This window comes from Bradyrhizobium paxllaeri (genome assembly GCF_001693515.2).
GTDB lineage: Bacteria > Pseudomonadota > Alphaproteobacteria > Rhizobiales > Xanthobacteraceae > Bradyrhizobium > Bradyrhizobium paxllaeri.
Genome location: NZ_CP042968.1, coordinates 6310357 through 6330383 on the forward strand (window position 1 = coordinate 6310357; position 20027 = coordinate 6330383).

The 20027-nt window shown below is 63.6% G+C and carries 18 protein-coding genes; 4 read left to right on the plus strand and 14 right to left on the minus strand.

What is annotated here, in order from left to right; all coding sequences use genetic code 11:
• Positions 1-141: 141 nt before the first annotated feature.
• The 13 genes from LMTR21_RS30115 to LMTR21_RS30175 form a co-directional block, all read right to left on the minus strand.
• A complete protein-coding gene (locus LMTR21_RS30115) occupies positions 142-1788 on the minus strand; it encodes an amidase (protein ID WP_084030437.1) in 1647 nt (548 codons plus the stop codon).
• 654 nt (positions 1789-2442) lie between these two features.
• Entirely contained in the window at positions 2443-3120 is a 678-nt protein-coding gene (locus tag LMTR21_RS30120) for an SAM hydrolase/SAM-dependent halogenase family protein (protein WP_246174464.1), read from the minus strand.
• A gap of 286 nt (positions 3121-3406) precedes the next feature.
• On the minus strand, positions 3407-3739 hold the full coding sequence (locus LMTR21_RS30125) for a hypothetical protein (RefSeq protein WP_065751098.1): 333 nt from the start codon (positions 3737-3739) through the stop codon (positions 3407-3409).
• A 219-nt stretch (positions 3740-3958) separates the two neighbouring features.
• Positions 3959-4345, minus strand: a complete 387-nt coding sequence (locus LMTR21_RS30130; RefSeq protein WP_347339135.1) for a LysR substrate-binding domain-containing protein — start codon at positions 4343-4345, stop codon at positions 3959-3961.
• Between the two features lie 1181 nt (positions 4346-5526).
• On the minus strand, positions 5527-6543 hold the full coding sequence (locus tag LMTR21_RS30135) for a zinc-dependent alcohol dehydrogenase (RefSeq protein ID WP_065751095.1): 1017 nt from the start codon (positions 6541-6543) through the stop codon (positions 5527-5529).
• 106 nt (positions 6544-6649) lie between these two features.
• Positions 6650-8107: a xylulokinase gene (gene xylB / locus LMTR21_RS30140; protein ID WP_084030436.1), complete on the minus strand. Its 1458-nt coding sequence runs from the start codon at positions 8105-8107 to the stop codon at positions 6650-6652.
• Entirely contained in the window at positions 8104-9051 is a 948-nt protein-coding gene (locus LMTR21_RS30145; RefSeq protein WP_065751094.1) for a sugar-binding transcriptional regulator, read from the minus strand. Before LMTR21_RS30145 ends, xylB begins: the two co-directional genes overlap by 4 nt.
• On the minus strand, positions 9048-9848 hold the full coding sequence (locus LMTR21_RS30150) for an inositol monophosphatase family protein (RefSeq protein ID WP_187399233.1): 801 nt from the start codon (positions 9846-9848) through the stop codon (positions 9048-9050). Before LMTR21_RS30150 ends, LMTR21_RS30145 begins: the two co-directional genes overlap by 4 nt.
• Positions 9849-9882: 34 nt before the next feature.
• A complete protein-coding gene (locus LMTR21_RS30155) occupies positions 9883-11421 on the minus strand; it encodes an alkaline phosphatase D family protein (RefSeq protein WP_210250539.1) in 1539 nt (512 codons plus the stop codon).
• 8 nt (positions 11422-11429) lie between these two features.
• Complete coding sequence (locus LMTR21_RS30160; protein WP_065751091.1) at positions 11430-12191, minus strand: glycerophosphodiester phosphodiesterase family protein; 762 nt, start codon at positions 12189-12191, stop codon at positions 11430-11432.
• A gap of 9 nt (positions 12192-12200) precedes the next feature.
• Entirely contained in the window at positions 12201-13121 is a 921-nt protein-coding gene (locus LMTR21_RS30165; RefSeq protein ID WP_065751090.1) for an ABC transporter permease subunit, read from the minus strand.
• Between the two features lie 4 nt (positions 13122-13125).
• Complete coding sequence (locus LMTR21_RS30170; protein WP_065751176.1) at positions 13126-14076, minus strand: ABC transporter permease subunit; 951 nt, start codon at positions 14074-14076, stop codon at positions 13126-13128.
• Positions 14077-14192: 116 nt separating this feature from the next.
• Positions 14193-15533, minus strand: a complete 1341-nt coding sequence (locus tag LMTR21_RS30175) for an extracellular solute-binding protein (RefSeq protein ID WP_065751089.1) — start codon at positions 15531-15533, stop codon at positions 14193-14195.
• A gap of 294 nt (positions 15534-15827) precedes the next feature.
• Between LMTR21_RS30175 and LMTR21_RS30180 the strand changes: the two genes are divergently transcribed.
• The 3 genes from LMTR21_RS30180 (at position 15828) to LMTR21_RS30190 (ending at position 18376) form a co-directional block, all read left to right on the plus strand.
• Positions 15828-17339, plus strand: a complete 1512-nt coding sequence (locus LMTR21_RS30180; RefSeq protein WP_065751088.1) for a helicase HerA domain-containing protein — start codon at positions 15828-15830, stop codon at positions 17337-17339.
• A gap of 150 nt (positions 17340-17489) precedes the next feature.
• A complete protein-coding gene (gene greA, locus LMTR21_RS30185) occupies positions 17490-17972 on the plus strand; it encodes a transcription elongation factor GreA (protein WP_065751175.1) in 483 nt (160 codons plus the stop codon).
• 131 nt (positions 17973-18103) lie between these two features.
• Positions 18104-18376, plus strand: coding sequence for a hypothetical protein (locus LMTR21_RS30190; RefSeq protein WP_065751087.1), 273 nt, complete (start codon positions 18104-18106; stop codon positions 18374-18376).
• Positions 18377-18560: 184 nt separating this feature from the next.
• Here LMTR21_RS30190 and LMTR21_RS30195 read toward each other — a convergent pair whose 3' ends face one another.
• Entirely contained in the window at positions 18561-18998 is a 438-nt protein-coding gene (locus tag LMTR21_RS30195; protein WP_065751086.1) for a hypothetical protein, read from the minus strand.
• Positions 18999-19266: 268 nt separating this feature from the next.
• Between LMTR21_RS30195 and LMTR21_RS30200 the strand changes: the two genes are divergently transcribed.
• The gene (locus tag LMTR21_RS30200; RefSeq protein ID WP_187399234.1) at positions 19267-19992 is read left to right on the plus strand and encodes a DUF4908 domain-containing protein; all 726 of its coding nucleotides are present in this window, start codon (positions 19267-19269) and stop codon (positions 19990-19992) included.
• Positions 19993-20027: the final 35 nt, after the last annotated feature.

The window sequence follows — 20027 nt, forward strand, 5'->3', positions numbered from 1 at the left end:
CCCTCGTCGGCGACGAGCCGCCTCGGTTTCCGACCAACACAGCAGAATGCTACCCTTCATGCTCCCATCTGGAGCAACGTCGTCGACGCCCTCCTGTCTCCGACCCTTTGGACGCCGCGTTGCCGCAATTCGCTATTGCGCCTACCCGATGATCTGGAACGCGTCAGCCGCCCGCAACACGGTGCCGTCCTCCCAGTGACGTCCGATCAGCATCATGCCGACGGGGAGCCCCGCCGACATGCCTGCCGAAACCGTGGCGGCAGGATGGCCAGTGACGTCGAACGGGCAAGTGTTGGAAATCATTTCGAGTGCGCGCGCAACATAGTCCTCACGGCTCGCGTCCGGCGCTGGGAGTAGCGTGGCCTTCAAAGGTAATGTCGGCATGAGCAGGAGATCGACGCCTTTGAGCGCCTCATCGTAGGCGGCGCGTAGGACGCGCGAGAGGTTTTGGGCCTTGGCGTAGTAGCGGCCCTGGTAATTGTCCTGCATGTACTGGCCGAGCAGGACAACGAGCTTGACGGTCTCCGAAAGGTCGTTAGCGCGCGCTCGCCGGCTCCGGCCGTAGAAATCCAGAAGAGAAGTTGTGTAGTGCCCCTTCCAGTTGGTTCCCATGCTGTTGCCGGCGACCATCAGCGCCGTGGCGCCCTCGACAGCGATAGCATTCCAGATATGGATGCCATCGCGGTGGAGAGGGATCGATACCTCGCTTACAGTCCCTCCTACTCGCGTCAAGCGCTGTGCCGCCTCGCGCACCATGGCGTCGACATCGGGCTCGGAATTGGGCCAGCCAAACCCCTCGTTAACGATCCCGATCCGGAGGCCCCGGGCGTCTCCGGTGAGCTGTTTAGTGTACGCTTCCGTACGCAGTCCCGCCGGTTGGCGCGGGTCGAGGCCGTCGGCTCCGGCGAGCACCTCGAGAAGCCGGGCGGCATCGCCGGCGGTACGGGCAATGGGCCCGGTATGATCAAGTGTTAGTTCAATCGGGAAGACACCTGTGTAGGGCACAAGCCCGTGCGTGGGCTTGTGGCCGACCGCTCCGCAGAAAGAGCTGGGAATTCGGATCGACCCTCCCTGGTCGCCCCCGATGGCCATGTCGCACTCGCCGGCGACGACGAGCGCCGCACTGCCGCTGGAGGAGCCTCCTGCAGATCGCTTCGGATCGTGCGGATTAAGTACGGGCCCAGTATCGGATGTATGGCTACCGCCCGAGAAGCAAAGATGCTCGCACACGGCCTTGCCGACGATCTCTCCACCAGCATCGAGGATGCGGGTCACAATGGTTGCGTCCACGTCGGGTACGTAACCTTCCAGCACGTTGGAACCGTTCATCATCGGGATGCCGGCAACGCACACGTTATCTTTGAGAGCGATTTTCTTGCCCGCGAGAGGCCCCGACGTTGCGCCTTTGATCGAGCACCTCCAGTACCAGGCGTTGAGCCGATTGTCCGAGGCACCTGGACGGAACCCCGCGTCTCGCGGGTACTTCACCGCCAATGTCGGCTCCGCGAACTGGTCCAAGCGACGGTACGACGCGAGCACACCGTCCATGAGGTTGCGGAATGACGTCAGATCGTCGCGGCTGAGAGCCAAGTTGTAGGATCTGGCGATGCGCTCCAGTTCAGCCAGCGGTGGCTTGCGCAGAATCCGCGGCGCCGTCGCCGTCGAGGGTGGCGCTTGTATGCCCGCCTCGGCGGCCGCACGAACGGGCGTTGCCGCCGCGGCGACAACGGTTGCTGCTGCGCCGGCACGAAGGAAGCGACGACGTGAATAGTCTGGCGAGGCTCTCATGGCATATCCTCCCTCGACCGATGGGTTGCCTTCTCAAATCCACCGCTCGCCCTAAAGTGTCGGGGGGACCGTCTGGTGGTCGGTGGCCGCGACGGTCACCAAGCGGCGGCCGCCGACGCTGCGGCCGGCGTGCCAAGCTGCAACATCACAATGAGTCCTTGCATCCGGACGGGGCTGAGGCGCAGCAGCCGCATGAGATTGGGACGTGGGACCCGGCCGAGCGGATCGAAACTGCAATTAAGGCCTGTACGGGATGCCTCCGGCATCCTCGCGCGGACTGCGGCGCAACGCGCCGTCCAGCAGCAGATTATCGTGCAGCTACCGGCGATCTTCAAGAGCTTCTTTCATGGTCCGCGCTTGGCAGCCAAATCGCGGAGCCATTCCACGACACACGCACGGGTCCATCACGATTATGTCGTGCGAGCCTACCTGTACGATCGGGTCAGGCTCACTTCAAAACTTCAGTCTTCGCGATTTCACCGCACCCGGTATTTGCTCATGTAATGTTTGCGCAGGATCTTGCGGGTCTGCTCCGCAAGGCGCCTGTTAGCGTCAGCTTGCGGCTTGTCGCAGCGCTCGGGCGGCTTCGGCCGATGCGGATGTGGGCGCTGTTTGGTCGAACGTTGCCTTCGGGTCAAAGCGGCAGGCCATTGCTCATGCGACGATTTCGACCGGACTGCCGATGGCAAGACCGAGATCGCGGTCCGCTCGCCCCTGATTAACGGCAATTTCGGCCAGCCCGTTGGAGTTCTCATACCAGAAAGCCGCGCCTGGCGGCAGATCACTGAAGGTCCTCGCGCGGTCCAGAAACCGCCCCACCGCTCCGAGCCTTGCGCCCGCCGGCAGCATAGCCGCCCTCAGCCCGGTCATCGCATTGCCGTAGTGATCGACGTAGACGATCTCGCAGAGGTCGTCCGGCCAGTCTGCTCGGCGATCTGCGCCATCGTGACGTGGCCGGCCGGGGGGCGGATCACCGCGCGCCAGCATGGCTGCCACTGGGGCGAAGAGGTCGCGCCCGTGAAAGCTGGCCGAGAGATGCTTCGGCTTCCAGTCGATATCCCAGCTGCGCGTCTCTCGGGCTCTGCGCTGGATCAATTCAAACAAGCCGTTGCCGGGGCCGATATACCAGCGGCCGTCCGCCTCGAGAAAAATGGATGGCCGCGTTCCGCCGACGCCGGGATCGACAACGCAGAGAAAGGCGGTTCGTACCGGAAACCATTCGGCATAGGCCGCCAACAGATACGCCGATGCCTTGGGATTGCCGACTGGCGCATCGGAGAAGAGGTCGATAACGGGTATGCCCGGCGCCACCTGGTGCAGCACCGCCTTCATCTGACCCGTATATGGGCCGTTCAACCCAAAATCCGTGAACAGCGCAATCATGTTGTCATCTTGCCCACTGCGCCGGCGCCTCGCAACGATTTCGCGCTTGCAATGGCAACCGTTGGGACTCATTACCGATAGCCACGACGCAACAGATCGTCCGCAGCTTAAGCCAGATCACCCCTCCCCGCGCGGTCATCTTGACGGACGCTCGGCTGCGATCACTTCGGGCTTTGTATCCCGCTCGCAACGTCGCGGCCGGTCAGCGTTATGCCTTGCCTGATCCTTTGGCTCGCTAACCACGAGCCGTCGGCGCCTCGTGCTCAGGGTGGATCGCGCTCGGGAGCGTTCGCGGCCTGCCTGCCGGCAGCAGCATCGTCTGCGCCGTGAGCAGCCAGGGCATCCACATAAATCGTGTGGCCTGCACCCAAAACGAGAAAGGGTTAGCTGCCTCGAACAAGGACCCGAGCGCTTCGAAGGATGGTGTTGCCCGCAAGTTGATCGACATCTGCTCCCAATCACCATTCGGCGATTGCCGGTGAATGATGTCGATGTCGAGGCCGGGCAAACGAGCGCTTGCTCTTGTGGCATCGATATCGCTGTCTGGAGTGTGCGTCCGCTCAGGCATCGGCCTTTACCATCTCCGTGCACCGATTCCGTCACGCTGGGCACCTACCCACCACGACCGGCTTGTTGATTATCGCTCATTATTCCCGGCAATGAAAGCTCGGAGACTTGCAGCCACGACGATGGCCGCACGTTGCGGAAGGACGGAACCCCACCTCCTGTCTTGCATGTTCGCAAGCTGCGAGAATCTTGAACGGCCCCGTTGGTTGAATCAGCACCACTAGATTTCCATTCGTCGAGCGGTGCGTTCGTGGCGGATACATTGTGGCCAGGCGGGTGCGTTCAGCGCGTTCTTCACCATCTGACCAAGCGCCAGGAAGTCGGCCTTGCGTGGAGACGTCCGGCGCCACGCCAGCCCGATACTGCGGCCGGGTTGTGGTTCGACAAAGCGAAGGAGCTTCACTCGCTCGTCGCGCAACTCGGCATCGGCCGCGACTTCTGGAACTAGCGTGGCGCCGTATCCGCTTGCCACCATCTGCATGACGGTTGCAAGGCTCGTTGCACTGAGGCTCGAGGCCACGTTCCAACGCCCCTTTGCACAATAATCGAGCGCCTGATCCCGCAGACAATGGCCTTCTTCCAGCAGAATAAGCTTTCGCTTCTTCACCTCGCAGGGCGTCACGCGCGCGCCAACCTACGCCCTGCCATCACGGCATCGGCCAATTCGTCATCACACCTGCCATCGCCTCAATCTTTCGTCTTCGTTCGCCGCGTACGGTCATGAGGCGCGCGCCTCTTACCGCCAGCTCGCTGTCGCAATTCCCCGACAGTCGCGGCCTTGCGGCACTTCCAGGATTAAGACGTTTAAGGGCGATTTTTTTCCCACCGGGAGGGGTATTATTTGCGAGCAGCCGCCATTCGACTACCGCACACTTGCGCCTGTTCTGCGCACCCTGACGGCACTTATGCTTCGCGCCAGGCGAAATTAGAAACTCTCAAAATTGACGAAACAAACGACCGCGCTGGATTATTGCGCTGGCGGCGCCGCACGAAGTACTGTTCGCACCGGCCGCGAAGGTGGCCGGGACGTCCGGAGCGGCCCTTGGGCTCGGCGCAGACGATGACGGCGAACCCAAACGATATGCACGTGACCGGCGGGCATCCCACGCATGATGGCTTATGCCCGCCCGACAGCCTGCATGACACGCAGATCAGCAGAGGGAACGGCTTCCATTGACGCAGCCAGTGCGGCCTGCAGAACCGCGATGTCCGTACGCCGATTTGGCTGCCAGCCGCAGGGACAAACGCCATCAGAGCGATGCTGATCAGCGACTTCCTTGTAGACGGCCCCGAGCGCGGACGCGGCGAGCTTCATCACCGTCATAGGCGGAAGCTGACTGCTCCGGAGAACATCGCAGAACGCAGTCATGATGGACCGATGCATTTCAGCGCCGGCAGATCCGCTGTCAGTATCTGGCTGCATCACGGCTCGCGTCCTCTTCTTCGGTTACGCCACGCCCAGGACGGTTACGCCCTGATGCAGCCGCCATCAAGCCATCGCGTGCTCATAGCAATTTGAAACATTCGAAATCTGGAAGCCCGCGTGCTTTGCCGTTACGTGTCACCTCTTTAGAAAGCCTCCAAGTCCAGTCCTGTTTTGCTGGACGGACGGCGCTTCTGCCGGCGGCGACAGCATGAATCGTGCCGGCGGCAAGACGCCCCTGATCACGAGGGTAACATCAAGGGCGATCCGGACACCGCGGCGCTTGGGAATACGATGGCGTCTCTTGTCAATACGCAGATAAGCGCGTGTCTCGCTACTCAGGCTGCGCCATTCGCACGCCAGATCTACGGATAGATAATCGCCTTGATGATGCCGTCGCGGCGGGCGACCTGCTGCTCGAACGCTGCCGGCGCTTGCTCGAGCGAGAAGCGATGCGTGGCCAGCGGGGAAAGCTTGACGCGACCGCTCTGCGTTAGCGCAATTGCGCGCGGATAAACCTCCGGCATGCGGCGGGAGAATTTGGTCGACAGTCCCTTGCGGCGCGATTCCGCGCCGCTCAGGACGTATTGATTGTTCTCGGGAATGCCGACGATGACGAGACGGCCGCCGATGCGGGCACAGCGCGCCGCGTGCTCGAAACCGTGCGAGGAGTCGGTCGCCTCAATCACGAGGTCGGCGCCACGGCCCTCGGTCGCGTCCGCGACCTCGTCATGGCTGCGGCAGGCAACGTCGGCGCCGAGATCGCAGGCCAGCGCGGTGCGCTCATCCACCGGGTCGATGGCGACGATCTTGCCGGCGCCAGTCAACCGCGCCAGTTGCACCAGCAGCAGTCCCACCGGTCCGCAACCGAGCACGGCGACGGTTTCCATCAGTCGCGGCCGCGCGAGGTCCATGGCATGGATCGCAACCCCGAGCGTCTCCAGGATCGCCGCGGCGGCCGGATCGATGTTGTCGGGCACGACATGCACGGCGGATTTCGGCACGCAGACGAACTCGGCCATGGCGCCGTTGTTCGGCGCGTAGCCGAGAAAGCGCACGTTCGGGCACAAATTGGTGTGGCCACGGTGACACCATTCGCAACGGCCGCAGGAAATCGCAGGATCCACCGCCATCAGCGCATCGGCCGGCAACCCTGCCCGTCGCGCGGTGTCGGGGGTCAGCGTGCCGGAAAACTCATGGCCGAGGACGAACGGATTGATCCGGGTCGGGCCGGTGGTGCCGCCTTCAAGATAGGAATGCAGATCACTGCCGCACACGCCGACGGCCTTGACCCGCACGATCACCTCGTCTGCCGCAGGTGTCGGCGCCGGGATTTCGGTGACGCGGATGTCGCGAATGTCGTGGAGAACCGCTGCGCGCATGTCCTAGCCCTGATCCCTGATTGTTTTCCGACGGTGCCACCGGCAAGTGACGGAGAATATACATATGTCTTTTTATGATTACAAATGTTCTAGCTGGTCAAAAAGCTCAGGAACCTGGCATTTTTGCATAGTGCTGCCGGAAGATCTCGCGCCGCTCCTGCAAGCCGGCACGGGATGCGGCGTCAGGCTCAAGCGTAACCGTGGCGCTCGGCTCGGCCTCCCCGATCAACGCGCCTCCGCTGGCTTGCCGTGCCAGCCGCGCGGCGCCGAGCGCGGGCCCGAGCGGTGCAAGCGGCGGCAGCAGCAAGGGGCGGTCGATTACGGTCGCGATCAGTCTTCCCCAGAAACGGCTGCGCGCCCCGCCGCCAACCAGCGCGATTGTATCAATGGCTGCGCCCGCTTTCGTCAGCGCATCGTGGCAATCGGCCATCGCAAAGGCGACGCCTTCTAGTACCGCGCGGCCAATATGCAGCGGGCCCGCCGCGGCGCGCAGGTTCGACAGCGTGGCGCTGGCGAGCGGATCATCATGCGGGGTTCGTTCGCCGCCGAGATAGGGTGAGAAAACCGGTATCTCCGCCGGCGAAAGATTTGCGGCCTCGATCTCGGCGAGGAACCGTTCGATCGACGCGACGCCGAGAATGCCTGCGATCCATGCCAGCGCGCTGGCAGCGCTGAGAACGCAACCATGCTGGCCGAACAGCTCGGGCACGGCGTGCCGATGGGTGTGCATGCCCTGGCCACGCGCAGGCACGAAGCGGTCATTGGCGACGAAATAGACGCCCGACGTGCCGAGGCTGATGAAGGCGTCGCCTGCCCGAACCACGCCGGCACCGATCGCGCCCGCCATGTTGTCGCCCGCGCCACCGGCGACCGGAAGATGCGCCCGCAAGCCGAAGCGTTGCGCCAGCTCCGGCCGCAGCGTGCCGCCAACCGCGCCACTCTCGACCAGCGCCGGCAGGACGTCGACGGTGATGCCGCACGCATCGGCAAGCCGCGGCGACCACACGCCGGCCCGCGTGTCCATCAACAGCGTCGCGGAGGCGTCCGCCCGATCGGAGATCGCATCGCCGGTAAGGCACAGACGCACATAATCCTTGGTCAGCAGAATATGCCGCGTGCGGCCTGTCGCATCGGGCTCGTGACGCGCCAGCCAGAGGATTTTCGGCGCAGAGAAGCCCGGCATCGGCCGTGCGCCGGCAAGACCGGCGAAATCCGTCACCGTGGCATCAAGCTCGGCACATTCGGCGGCCGCGCGCCCGTCATTCCATAACGGCGCCGGCCGGATCGGCCGGCCGGCCGCATCGATCAGTGCAACGCCTAGCATTTGACCTGATAGCCCGAGCGCTGCGACGCCGGACATCAGTTTTGGATGGTCGGCCGCGAGGCGGTCGAGCACAGCGGCCGCCGCCGCCCACCATGCGTCCGGATGCTGCTCCGACCATAGCGGTTGTGGGCGATCGATCGAAAGCGGCGCTTCCGCCGCGGCCTGCTCGCGATCCTCTGCGTCGACGATGATCGCCTTGACAGCGGAGGTGCCGATGTCGAGCCCGAGAAACAGGCTCACCGCTGCTTGCCGATCAGCTTGAGCGCGCCAGCCGCGGCCTTCTCGTCCGTCACCAGCACCTTGCCGATCCGGCCGAGCAGCGCCGCCGCGATGACCGGCGCCTTGTTGGTTCCGCCCGCGATCAGCATCACGGTCGGCGCCCGCGCGAGTTTCTCGATCGGCAACGCGATCGCGCGCGCGTTGATGCCGTGGTTGATCTGCCGACCGGACTGATCGAGGTACTGCCCCAGCACGTCACCGACGGCGCCGGCCGCGCGCAATTCCTCGATACCGACGTCGGGCGGCAGTCCGTGCCGAACCAGCAGCGAGCGCGGCGAGAGGTCGCCCATGCTGAGCAGCGCGAGATCGATCCGGTCGACGCGGTCTAACACTTCCGCGTAGACTTCCTGCGCCATGAAAGTGTCGCGTGAACGCCGGCTGCTGGCATAGATCGGGGCTGCCAGGTAGCTGCATTTTGCGTGCAACCGGCGCGCCAGTTCGCCCGCGATCTCGAAGGTGTTGAGCTCGAGCCCGCGCGAAAGCCCGCCCATCATCGAGACGATCCAGAGATCCGGATATTCCGCGGGCGTGACATGACGGATGGTTTCGCGCAAGGTCGCGCCCCAGCCGATGCCGACGGTGCGCGGACGCTTCTCTTCCAGGAATTTCGACAGATAGGCCCCCGCCGCCATGCCGATCAGGCTGGCGACCAGTTCGGGGTTTTCCGGACTCGGGATCACCACGGCATCGTCGAGCCCGCATTGCTGACGCAACTGATGTTCGAGCTCGGTGCAGTTTGCGAAGGCCGAATTGAGCCGGATGCTGACGATGCCGCTATGCCGCGCCTCCGAGAGCATGCGGTTGACGCGCGCACGCGTCAGTCCGAGCCGCTCGCCGATCTCGGCCTGGGTCAGGTTTTCCATGTAATAGAGCCAGGCGACCCGCAGGATGGTCTGGTCACTCACAGCGCAATCTCCTGCAGCAGCCTCAAAAGCTCATCATGAATGTGACCATTTGAGGCGATCTTTTGCAAATCGTCAAACCGCGAATCGGCACCCGCAACCGTGGTCACGCGTCCGCCCGCCGCATGCACCAGCGGCATCGCGGCGGCGTGCGAGACGAGATCGGCCTTGACCGACACGAAGGCATCGAGCTGGCCCGTCGCGATCCATGTCATTTCGAGCGCGCCTGAGACCACGATGCGGACGCCGCGCACCGCCGAGCCGAGCCGTTCGATAATGGCCGCCGCCATCCGAACTTCGTCGGGCTGATAATGCGAGGTCAGGATCACCGACACCACCGCGTCCGCAAGCGCGCGCGTGTCCGACACCCGCACCGGCTTACCATTCACGGTCGCAACTGCGCCCCGCACGTAGCGGCCGCGGATGTCGGCCAGCGGCGACTCGATGAGGCCGACCAGCGCCTCGCCGCCATCATGGTAGGCGGCGCTCACCGAGAACCACGGCAAACCGGTGGCGTAGTTTATGGTGCCGTCGAGCGGATCGACGATCCACCGCGACGCGCTTGCAGCGCCGCTAAAGCCCCGCTCCTCCGACAGGATCGTCGCCCCCGGCGTCAGCGCCTTCAGCCCGTCGATCACGACCCTTTCCGCGGCAAGATCGGCATCGGTGACGATGTCACGCAGCTCCTTGCGCGCCGTCGCGCGCGGCGCACGCTGCATCTCGACCAGCGTCGCGGCCGCTTTCGCCACCACCGGCTCGGCGCCGCGCATCAGCGCCATCAAATCAGTCTCAGCGGGCATCGGCATCAAACTCTGTTGGTGGAAACTGTTCACTTCAGGCTGCCTTCACGCCGGCCACGCCATCCTCGACCACGAAGGTCGCGAGTCGGCGCACCGCGCTGCGCGCATCCTTGACGTCGTCAAGCGCCTCGAAATCGACCGTGCAGGATCGCGCATCGAGTTCCACGACGGCATAGCCGCGCTTTTCTCCGTTCGCATAGACCAGGCCGGGATTGCCGGCGAGCGCATTGCGGATGCTGCTCTCGCCCGGCCCTTCCGAGGTGATCGAGGTGCCGACGAATTCGGCCGCGATGGTCGCCTCGCGCGACCGCGAAAAGTCGCGCTTGAGGTCGGTGGCAAAAAAGGCGTGGCGGTCGCCGCCGATGACGACGGGATTGCGCACCTTGTGCGTCATGATCGAGTCGAGCAGGCGGCGGCGGGCATTGGGATATCCATCCCAGCCGTCCATCCAGAAGCGGTCACCACCCTCCGCATCTTTTCGCTTGGCCTCGGCCATCAGCGTCTGCTGCGCCACGACAGTCCAGCGCCCCCTTCTGTCGCCCAACCGCGCATCAAACCATCGCTCCTGCGAAGCACCGAGCATGGTGCGCGCCTCCTCGGTTCGCTCCTCGCAATCCGCCACCGTCGTCGGACGCCCGCCCTTCACGCAGGCTGGTGCAGAGCGGTATTGCCGGTCGTCGAGCAGCAGCAGGTCCAGCATGTCGCCGAAACGATAATGCGCGTAGATGGTGGCGTCGGGTCCAACCGGACGCGCCGACGGCGGCAGCGGCATATGCTCGTAACGGGCCTGGTAGGCAGCGGCGCGGATCTTCAGGAACTGCTCCGGATCGCGCGTCGTGTAGGAGCGATCATTGGCGTAATCGTCGGCCACCTCGTGGTCGTCCCAGATCGACAGCCACGGAAAGGCGGCGTGTGCCGCCTGGAGATCGGCATCGGATTTGTAGAGCGCGTAGCGATTGCGAAACTCGGCAAGCGTCGTCGGTATGCCGACGCCGTGCTGACGCACGTGGCGCGTGCCCCAGGACTTCTCGTAGATGTAATCGCCGAGATGCACGACCAGGTCGAGATCGCGCGCAGCCATGTCGCGATACGCAGTGTAGTAGCCCTGCTCGTATTGCTGGCAGGAAGCGAACGCGAACCGGAACCGGTTGTTGCCATTGCCTGCTGCCGGCGCGGTGCGGGTGCGCCCGACCGGGCTCACCGCCGGGCCGGCGCGAAACCGGTACCAGTAGACGCGACCCGGGCGCAGCCCCTTCGCCTCGGCATGCACGGAATGCGCAAGCTCCGCAGTCGCGCGAACGACGCCCTTCGCGGCGATGCGCGCAAATCCTTCGTCCTCCGCAACCTGCCATTCGACCTCGACCGGCGAAGGCGGCATCCCGCCCTCCTCGAGCGGCCGCGGCGCGAGGCGCGTCCACAAGATGACGCTATCCTCGCGCGGGCAGCCGGACGCAACGCCGAGCGTGTATGGATCCGCATCGAATATCACCGGCGCACCGCGCACGATTCCGAACGGCGACGCCACCGCGGCGCTGGCCAGCGAGCCCGCGAGGAACCGTCGGCGCGGCATCATGAGGCCGTTCATGATGGCGCAGGCGCGGACATCATTCCGCGCCGGATATTCACGGCAAGATCCGGCCGGTCCGTGGTGATCTGCCGCACCGGCTGCGCCAGCCAGTGGGCGATCTCCTGCGGCTCGTTCGTCACCCAGGCGCCCAGCCGCTCGCGGCCAAGGACCTTGAGCGCCAGCGGCAGCGTCAGGGACAGCAGCGACTTCTCGACCGCCACGATGCAATCCGGGATGATCGCAAGACGATCGAGCGCCGCCGAGATGCCCCCCATCATCTCCGCCGACCGGCGATCCAGCGAGACCAGCACCCGCGCCTGCGGGCACAGCCGCCGCACTGTCTCGATCGCACCGGGGACGAAGCAGGTGAGCACCGCGCGCCGCTCCAACCGGCGCCGCTTCACCGCATCGAGCACGCGCCCTTCGATGCCCGGATAGGGATTGCCGAAGGCGTCGGTCTTGATCTCGATGTGAAGCTCCAGCGGTGAGTCGCTGTACAGATCGAGTACGGCATCAAGCGTCGGAATGCATTCTTCGCCGGCTTCGCGCAGGCGCGTGGCGGTCAATTGTTTCAGCGTGCGGACGCCGACCGGTCCAGCGTCATGGGTGGTGCGATCGAGCAGCGGATCGTGAATGACAACGAGCCCGCCGTCGACGCTCTGGTGAATGTCGAACTCGACCGCTTCGACGCCAAGTCCACATAGATTGCGGAAGCCGAGCAGGCTGTTCTCCGGCCAAAGGTCGCGGGCGCCGCGGTGTCCGGCAATGAAAACCATGCTTCGTCCCTATTTGCTGCTGTCGATGAGCCCTTTAAGGAACCAGCGCTGCAACAGCAATATCACCAGCGTCGGCGGCAGCATCGTGAGCAGCGCGCCGCTCATGGCGATGTTCCAGGCCGGCTCGTTGTCGGAACGCGGGATCAGATTCTTCAGCGCGATCACGGCGGTCGCCATGTCCTTGTCGGTGGTGAACAGCAATGGCCACAGATACTGGTTCCAGCCGAACAGGAACAGGATGATCGCAAGCGCTACGATATTCGAGACCGACAGCGGCAGCAGGATGCTCCAGAAGAAGCGCAGCGGCGAGGCGCCATCGAGCCGTGCCGCCTCGCACAGTTCGTCCGGCACCGTGAGAAAGAACTGACGAAACAGGAAGGTCGCAGTGGCGGAAGCGATCAGCGGCAGGATCAGCCCCGGATAGGTATTGACCATGTTCCATTCCAGCGCGATCGCAACGTCATGGCCGCTGATCCATTTCCAGAGACCGGAAACATGCAACGCGTCGGCGAGCCATTGCAGCGGCAGCGCGGCATTCGCCACCGCCTCGAACGTCGGCACGATCCGTACCTCGATCGGCAGCATCAGCGACATGAAGATCAGCCAGAACGCCAGCATCCGGTAACGAAAGCGGAAATAGGTGATGGCGAAGGCCGAGAGCAACGACACCGCGATCTTGCCGGCGGCGATGCCGACCGCCACCAAAATGGAATTGAGGAACGTGCGGCCAAAATCAGCCTTGACCCAGGCCGCCTGCAGATTGGCGACGAACTGGTCGCCCGGCAGCCACGGCAGCGGCACCTTCTGCACCTCGGCAATCGTCAGCGAGCCCGCGACGAAGGCAAAGTAAAGCGGCACGCACACCAACAGCGCGCCGGCGATCAGGATCGCGTGGCAGATCGTGTCGAGGACGGGTGCGCGTTCCACCATGCGGTCAGACCCCGTAATTGACCTTGTGGTCGAAATAGCGGAATTGCAGCAGCGTGCAGATCAGCGCGAACGTCATCAGCAGAACCGACTGCGCGGCCGAGGAGCCGAGGTCAAGATTGACAAAACCATCGACATAGACCTTGTAGACCAGAATATTGGTCGCGCCGGCCGGCCCGCCATGGGTGACGGCATCGATGATGGCGAAGGTTTCGAAGAAGCCGTAGATGAAGTTCATCACGGCGAGGAAGAAGACGGTCGGCCCGAGCATCGGCAGCGCGATCAGGAAGAAGCGCCGTATCGGTCCGGCGCCGTCGACGGCGGCCGCTTCCATCAGCGAGGCCGGCACCGCCAGCAAGCCGACGGCCAGGAAGATGTAGTTGTAGCAAATGTGTTTCCATGACGCCGCCATGATCACAAGCCGCAGCGCATCGCTCGGATTGCGGTTGGGATCCCAGCCAATCCCGAGCGCGTGCAGCATATGTGCGAGCGGACCGACGACGGGATTGAACAGGAACGCCCACAGGATGCCGGCAATCGCCGGCGCGATCGCATACGGCAGCAGGATGACGGTCCGGTAGACGGAACGTGCGCGCACCACGCGGTCGGTGGCGAATGCCAGCACCACGGCGACGGCAAGCGTAATCACGTTCTGCGCGACCGTGAACCAGAGCGTGGTGACGATCGACTGGCGATATTCGCCGTTTGCAAACAGCGCCGTGAAATTGTCGAACCACACAAAGTGGACATTGTTGCCGAACGGATCGCTCAGCAGCACGGATTGCATCAGCGCGCGCAGCGACGGGATGAAGAAGAAGAACACCAGGATCAGGAACTGCGGCAACAGCAACAGTGTCGGCAAGCCGGGCCCATGGCCGAAATTCGCCCGCTTCAGTCCCGGCTCGCGATCGGGACGGCCGTGCTTGAGCGTCCGCGCCTTGCCGGGCCGAGGCGTCATTGCGCCACGCCCGGTGACGGCTCCAACCGAAGGCGCATGCTGCGTTCTGGTCAGGCCGGAAGGCTGCGCCACCTGCGCCGCGGATGCTTCGGACAAGACGATCGGCGAGCCTGCATTCATTTCGGCTTGCCGTCCGCCTCGGTATCCTTTCCGGCATTCAGCTTCTCGAACTGGCGCAGGATCTCGTTGCCGCGCTTGACGGCGTCATCCATCGCCTGCTGCGGCTGCTTCTGGCCGGTGAACACCGCCTCCACCTCGGTGCGTTGCGCCAGCATCGTCTGCACGAAATTGCCAAAGCGGAAACCGCGCGAATTCTCGTTGGGCGTACCTCGGGAGAGTTGCAGCACCGCGATCTCGCGGGTGGGATGGTCCTTGTAATAGCCGCGCTCACGCGCCAACCCGTATGCCTTGTTGGTCGCTGGGACGTAACCGGTCACGCCATGCCACCATACCTGCGTCTCCGGCTGCGCGACGAAATCGAGGAAGGCTGCGACCGCATCGTAGCGTTCCGGGGTATGGCCTTTCATGACCCAGATGGCGCCGCCGCCGATGGTGCTGTTGAGCGGCGGATTGATGTCGTTCTCGTGCGGCAGGAAGGTGGCGCTCCAGTCGATCTTGGCGTTGCGCTCGATATTGCCGTGCGAGGCGGTCGAGTTGACGAAGGTCGAACAGCGCCCGGAGGTAAACAACTGTTCCGGGCTGAAGCCTTGGCCTGCGATCTGCAGCACGCCATCATCGAGCCATTTCTTCAGGCGCGCGACTTGCGAAACCACCTTGGTCTTGTTGTAGACGAATTCGGTGCCGAGCCCGTCGAAGCCGTTCGCCAGCGTGCCGTAGGGCTGGTTGTTGATGGCGCTGTAATTCTCCAGCAGGCTCCAGTAGAAGTCGCCCGGCAGCACCGAGCCGCACTCGCTCACACCCTTGGCCTTGATGGCATAAAGCTGCGCCTCCAGTTCCTGCCAGGTGTCGGCCGGCTTGTCGAAGCCAGCTTTGCGGAAATGCTCCTTGTTGTACCAGAAGATCGGCGTCGAGGAGTTGAACGGCATCGCCGACATCCGGCCCTTGTAGCTCCAGAAGCTCGCCACCGGCTTGATGAAGTCGGGCCAGTCGATCTTGTAGGCCTTCTGATCCATGAGGTCCTGCACCGGCACGATCGCGCCGGAGAGCAGCATCGTCATATAGCCGCGCTCGGCGATCTGCACCATTTCAGGCGGCCGCTTGGCGCGATAGGCTGCAATCACGCCATTGGTGACCTCGTCGTAATTGCCCTTGGCGACGGCAACGACGGTATATTTGTCCTGCGATGCATTGAACTTCTCGACCAGTTCATTGAGCCGGTCGCCGAGCACCCCGCTCATGGCGTGCCACCATTGCACCTCGACGCGTGCCGCCTGCGCTGGAGCGGCGAACGCCAAGACCCCGAACAAAGCCGCGATGAGTGCAGTTTTCCTGTTCATGGCGATTCTCCCTCGCAACGCCCGGGTCAGCACCTCGATGGCGCCGCCCTGATCATTTGTATTTCTACAATGACATATGTGTCGGGATGATGAAAGGGGGCGGGTTGTGACGATTTTTGATGCGGTGCGGGTGCTCGTGCTCAAAAATGATTGTCCGTTCATCGGGCGTCGCTCCCAACCTCCGATCGGGTTCGACCAGCCGTGGAGAACACGGGAGTAGTCGGACATGGGCGCTCGACGCGCTGCGATCAGATTGTTAAGCCCGCGTCCGCTGAGGAGAGTTTGAGTCGGGACATGACCGTTGCGATCGAGATGGGACAGACGACGGCAGGCGCCCCGGCTAACCTCGACCTTGAGGAACTGCTGGCGACTCGGCTGCTGGTGCAGGGCAATTCGGGCTCAGGCAAATCCCATCTGCTGCGCCGGCTGCTGGAACAGAGTGCGCCCTGGGTGCAACAGACGATCCTGGACCCCGAAGGCGACTTTGTGACGCTGGCCGACCGTTTCGGCCACCTCCTGATCGATGCAGAGGACCATACCGAGCGGGGCCTGGAGGTCGCCGGCGAGCGCGCGCGCATCCATCGCGTCTCCACGGTGCTCAATCTCGAGGGGCTTGACGCCGAGAATCAGATGCGGCGCGCCGCCGCCTTCCTCAGCGGGCTTTTCGAGGTCGCCCGCGACCACTGGTACCCGATGCTGGTGGTCGTGGATGAGGCACAGCTGTTCGCGCCGGCAGTCGCCGGCGAGGTTTCGGACGAGGCGCGCAAGCTCTCGCTCGGCGCCATGACGAACCTGATGTGCCGTGGCCGCAAACGCGGGCTTGCGGGGGTCATCGCCACCCAGCGACTGGCGAAGCTCGCCAAGAACGTCGCGGCCGAGGCGTCCAATTTTCTCATGGGCCGGACCTTCCTTGACATCGACATGGCGCGCGCCGCCGATCTTCTGGGCATGGAGCGGCGACAGGCAGAGGCCTTCCGGGATCTGGAGCGCGGGCAGTTCATGGCGCTGGGACCGGCCCTCTCCCGCCGTCCGCTGGGGCTGCGCATCGGTCCGACGGACACCACGCCGCGCAACGCGACCCCGCGCCTGATGCCTCTGCCGGAAGCGACACCGGACGCACACGCCATCATCCTGGCAGCGCCGCCGCCCGAGAATAATCGGCCTCAGCGCCGGTCGCCGCCGCCAGACCTCCTCGGCCAGCTCATGGCGGCAAAAACCGCCGCGCTCGAGATCCGTCCCGAAGCGGTGGAGCAGCCACTCAGCGCCGAGGAACTGGCGGAGCGGCGTGAGCGGGTCGACCGTATTCTGCGCGCCATCATGGCGGAACCCGACGCGGGATTCCGTGCCATCGGCGTGCTCTATCAGGAGTTCGTGGTCCGCTGCCGGATAGAGGGCCTCGGTTCGGCAGTGCCGGATCTCGGTGACTTCCGCCGCATGCTGACGCGCGCCCGCGCCGGGCTCGGCTCCGATATCGCAGAGGATGACGGATGGCAGGATGTCTCCGTCCGCGCCTCACTTCTGCCGGAGGATATGCAGGGCGTCTTCATGATGATCGCCCGCGCCGCGAAAGAAGGCTGGCCCTGCCCCGGCGATGCCGCGATTGCGCGCGCCTACGGCTCACATTCGTTGCGCCGCGCGCGGCGCCTGCTGACCTACATCGAAGAGCAGGGCCTCATCGTTTGCCAGCTCGACGGTGCCGGCCGGCGGATCGTGACGCTCGTCGAACTGGCCTGGGCGACGGCGCCGGGCGACCCCAATGCCGAGGAACTGCCGGCGGAGCAAGGCTGCAGCAGTTCGGCTCCATAATGCGAGGTAACTTTTGATAATGGCGCCCGTCTCGCTCAGCGGTATATGATTCGCGGGAGTCGTCGAGCGTTGGGCTAAAATTCCTTTGACGTGTCCGCGCTCTTGTAGCCGACCGCCTTTTGCATATCTCGCTTGAAAGGAGTTTTGAGCTTGAGCGTTGCTTTCACCAAGGAAGACAGTGCCGAAACGGCGTCGGAGACGTTGCTCCCCGACCGCCCGGTCTCGCCTCATCCGAACCTTGTTACGGAAGCCGGCTTAAAGGCTTTGGAATCTCAGCTCCAGCAGGCTCGCGAGGCATACGAGGCCGCGCAGAAGATCGAAGACGTGAATGAACGACGGCGGCAAGCAGCCACCCCTTTGCGTGATGCGCGCTACTTTGCGGCGAGAGTTCGTACGGCTCAGGTCATCCCCAATCCGACGTCGACTGACACGGTTGCCTTTGGGAGCACGGTGACCTTCAGGCGAGCCGACGGCCGCGTGCAGAAATATCGTATTGTGGGAGAGGACGAAGCGGATCCCAAGGCCGGTTCTATTTCCTTCGTATCACCGGTGGCAGGGCTTCTGATGGGCAAGGCTGTTGGGGACGAAGTCGGCGCGTCCGGTCAGGAGCTTGAGATCATTTCAATCTCGTAGCACGTCCCGCATCGGCGCTGCTGGAGGCGCCTAGATCGAACTGTGCGCCGACACATCGGCCCTTCCAAAAAAGGTGCTCGTTGCTGCAAACTGCGCCCCGTATCTGCGATTCGCAGACGTCTTGAGGGGCCATGAACGAGACTCTGATATCCGCCTGCACGATGTTTCTCGTTCCAGCAACGCTTTTGTTCGGCGCCCTGGGCGTCGCAAGCTCGTCCTTCCTCAAAATATTGGTCTGCTTGCTTGGCGCGGCCACGACCGGATTATGGCTTTACCGGGTATGGTGGTGGACAGGCCTGTCCTTGATGGATCGCAGAACGGCTCTTGGCCTCGCGGGCATGTACGCCTTTGCGTGGCTGATAACATTCCTGGTGCAGTTGAAGAACGTATTCTCGTCGCGATGACCGACTCCGCTTTGCTGAATTAGCTGAAGAACTCCCTGTTCGGCCGAAATGCACCGTCCCCGCGCCACCATCCGAGAAGGATGGCTCTCGCAGAGATCCATAATCCGCACGACCGAAACTGTTTGAAAAATCAGATTTTGGTCGCGCGTAGCGGGGCCGAGGTGGCCCTCACCACTCCAGGCGCTCACAAATTGTTCTGCAAATATTCGAACACGTAGTCGGCATCGTTGCTTGAATTGAAATTGACCTCGTAGTCGATCGCGCCATCCTTGAGCACAACGGTACGCTGCGGTCCAAAACTGCACGTCAGGCTTTTGATCTTCTGTTTGACGGCTTCCTTGCCGGCCTGGGAGTCACAGACGCGCCGCATGGCCTCGAGAGCTGCGCCGCAATAACCGTAGGCGCTGTAGATCTTCCGCTCCTCCGGCGCCGGCGGCTTCAACCAGTCAAACTTCGCTGTGAGACTGTTGCCGCACCGCTCGTTGGTGGTGGCGACCTCTCCAGCGAGATACTTCTCCTGGTCTGCGAAATACTCCTTGTCCTTCAGCGATTGTGCAAATGCGATCGAGGAGAGGATCGAGAGCCCGACGAGGGCGAGACCGACGTGGATATTCATGGCCATAGCTGACAACTCCGAATTAGATGTTCATGCACGCATCCGGTGCGGGCACGGCATCCGGCATTGCGACCGACCCAGGGATAGACGGACAGCGGCTGCGATTTTCCTGCGTCATCGCAGCACCTATCTTGATTGAAACACTTTGAACAATGAATGCGTCGCATTCAACATGAGTGTCGGCCGCAAAAACTCCGCATTTACTTCTCACTTCTCCCTGCGCTCGTCGGCAATACCGCATCCCGCGGATTGCCGTGATGTTGTGAGGTCTACCATGTCCGGACGTTTCCGAATGATCGTCGGCGCCGCCCTCACCTTGATCATCAGCCACGGCGACCTCGCCGCAGAGAACGGCCCACGGCTTCGCATCGGCCATTACAGCACCGGCACCGGATTGATGGGCTTTGTGATCGACCGCATGGGAACGCCGATCAAGCTGCGCTTCGACGGCTCCGACGAAATCCTGGCCCTGACCGCCGAACAGGCTCCATACAATTCGATCACGCTCAAGCGCGATGACGGCGTCTCGGTTCTTCGGATCTACGAAACCGGCCGCATCCTCGTATTCAGTGACAAATTGTCGGGCGGTTCGGCCGACGCGTATCGCGACCAGGACGCCGAGCCGCTCGTCGTGAAGAAGGCAACGAAGGAGCAGGCCGAGACCGGGGCCGAGTCCCTCGGGCGCAGGCTCAGGGGCGCGGGCGCCCCGGCGCTCACGATCTCGCTCGACGCGCCGCGCCTGTCCGATGACTCCGCCGCATGGGCTGCCATGGCGGACGCAATCGCGGTCACCGGAAACACGCTGGAGGAGATGCTCACCTCACCGATCGCACGCGAGACCATCGCGGCGAAATTGCGGCGCGTCGTCATCCGCGACGCCGACCAGGTTGACGTCAAGCTGGCGGACGACGCCTTGATCGTGGAGATCAAGGCGAAGGAGGCGGTTACAGGCCGACCGTCCTCGGCGCGCCTCAAGTCTGCGATCGGTGACCTCCTGTAGCTGAATCTTTTACCCGGGGCACGAATTTACAGCAG

Excerpts from the sequence above, each read along its gene's own strand:
- LMTR21_RS30115 (WP_084030437.1), bottom strand. The coding sequence starts at position 1,788 with ATGAGAGCCTCGCCAGACTATTCACGTCGTCGCTTCCTTCGTGCCGGC.
- LMTR21_RS30120 (WP_246174464.1), bottom strand. The coding sequence starts at position 3,120 with ATGAAGGCGGTGCTGCACCAGGTGGCGCCGGGCATACCCGTTATCGAC.
- LMTR21_RS30125 (WP_065751098.1), bottom strand. The coding sequence starts at position 3,739 with ATGCCTGAGCGGACGCACACTCCAGACAGCGATATCGATGCCACAAGA.
- LMTR21_RS30135 (WP_065751095.1), bottom strand. The coding sequence starts at position 6,543 with ATGCGCGCAGCGGTTCTCCACGACATTCGCGACATCCGCGTCACCGAA.
- LMTR21_RS30150 (WP_187399233.1), bottom strand. The coding sequence starts at position 9,848 with ATGCCCGCTGAGACTGATTTGATGGCGCTGATGCGCGGCGCCGAGCCG.
- LMTR21_RS30155 (WP_210250539.1), bottom strand. The coding sequence starts at position 11,421 with ATGATGCCGCGCCGACGGTTCCTCGCGGGCTCGCTGGCCAGCGCCGCG.
- LMTR21_RS30160 (WP_065751091.1), bottom strand. The coding sequence starts at position 12,191 with ATGGTTTTCATTGCCGGACACCGCGGCGCCCGCGACCTTTGGCCGGAG.
- LMTR21_RS30165 (WP_065751090.1), bottom strand. The coding sequence starts at position 13,121 with ATGGTGGAACGCGCACCCGTCCTCGACACGATCTGCCACGCGATCCTG.
- LMTR21_RS30170 (WP_065751176.1), bottom strand. The coding sequence starts at position 14,076 with ATGACGCCTCGGCCCGGCAAGGCGCGGACGCTCAAGCACGGCCGTCCC.
- LMTR21_RS30175 (WP_065751089.1), bottom strand. The coding sequence starts at position 15,533 with ATGAACAGGAAAACTGCACTCATCGCGGCTTTGTTCGGGGTCTTGGCG.
- LMTR21_RS30180 (WP_065751088.1), top strand. The coding sequence starts at position 15,828 with ATGACCGTTGCGATCGAGATGGGACAGACGACGGCAGGCGCCCCGGCT.
- LMTR21_RS30190 (WP_065751087.1), top strand. The coding sequence starts at position 18,104 with ATGAACGAGACTCTGATATCCGCCTGCACGATGTTTCTCGTTCCAGCA.
- LMTR21_RS30195 (WP_065751086.1), bottom strand. The coding sequence starts at position 18,998 with ATGGCCATGAATATCCACGTCGGTCTCGCCCTCGTCGGGCTCTCGATC.
- LMTR21_RS30200 (WP_187399234.1), top strand. The coding sequence starts at position 19,267 with ATGTCCGGACGTTTCCGAATGATCGTCGGCGCCGCCCTCACCTTGATC.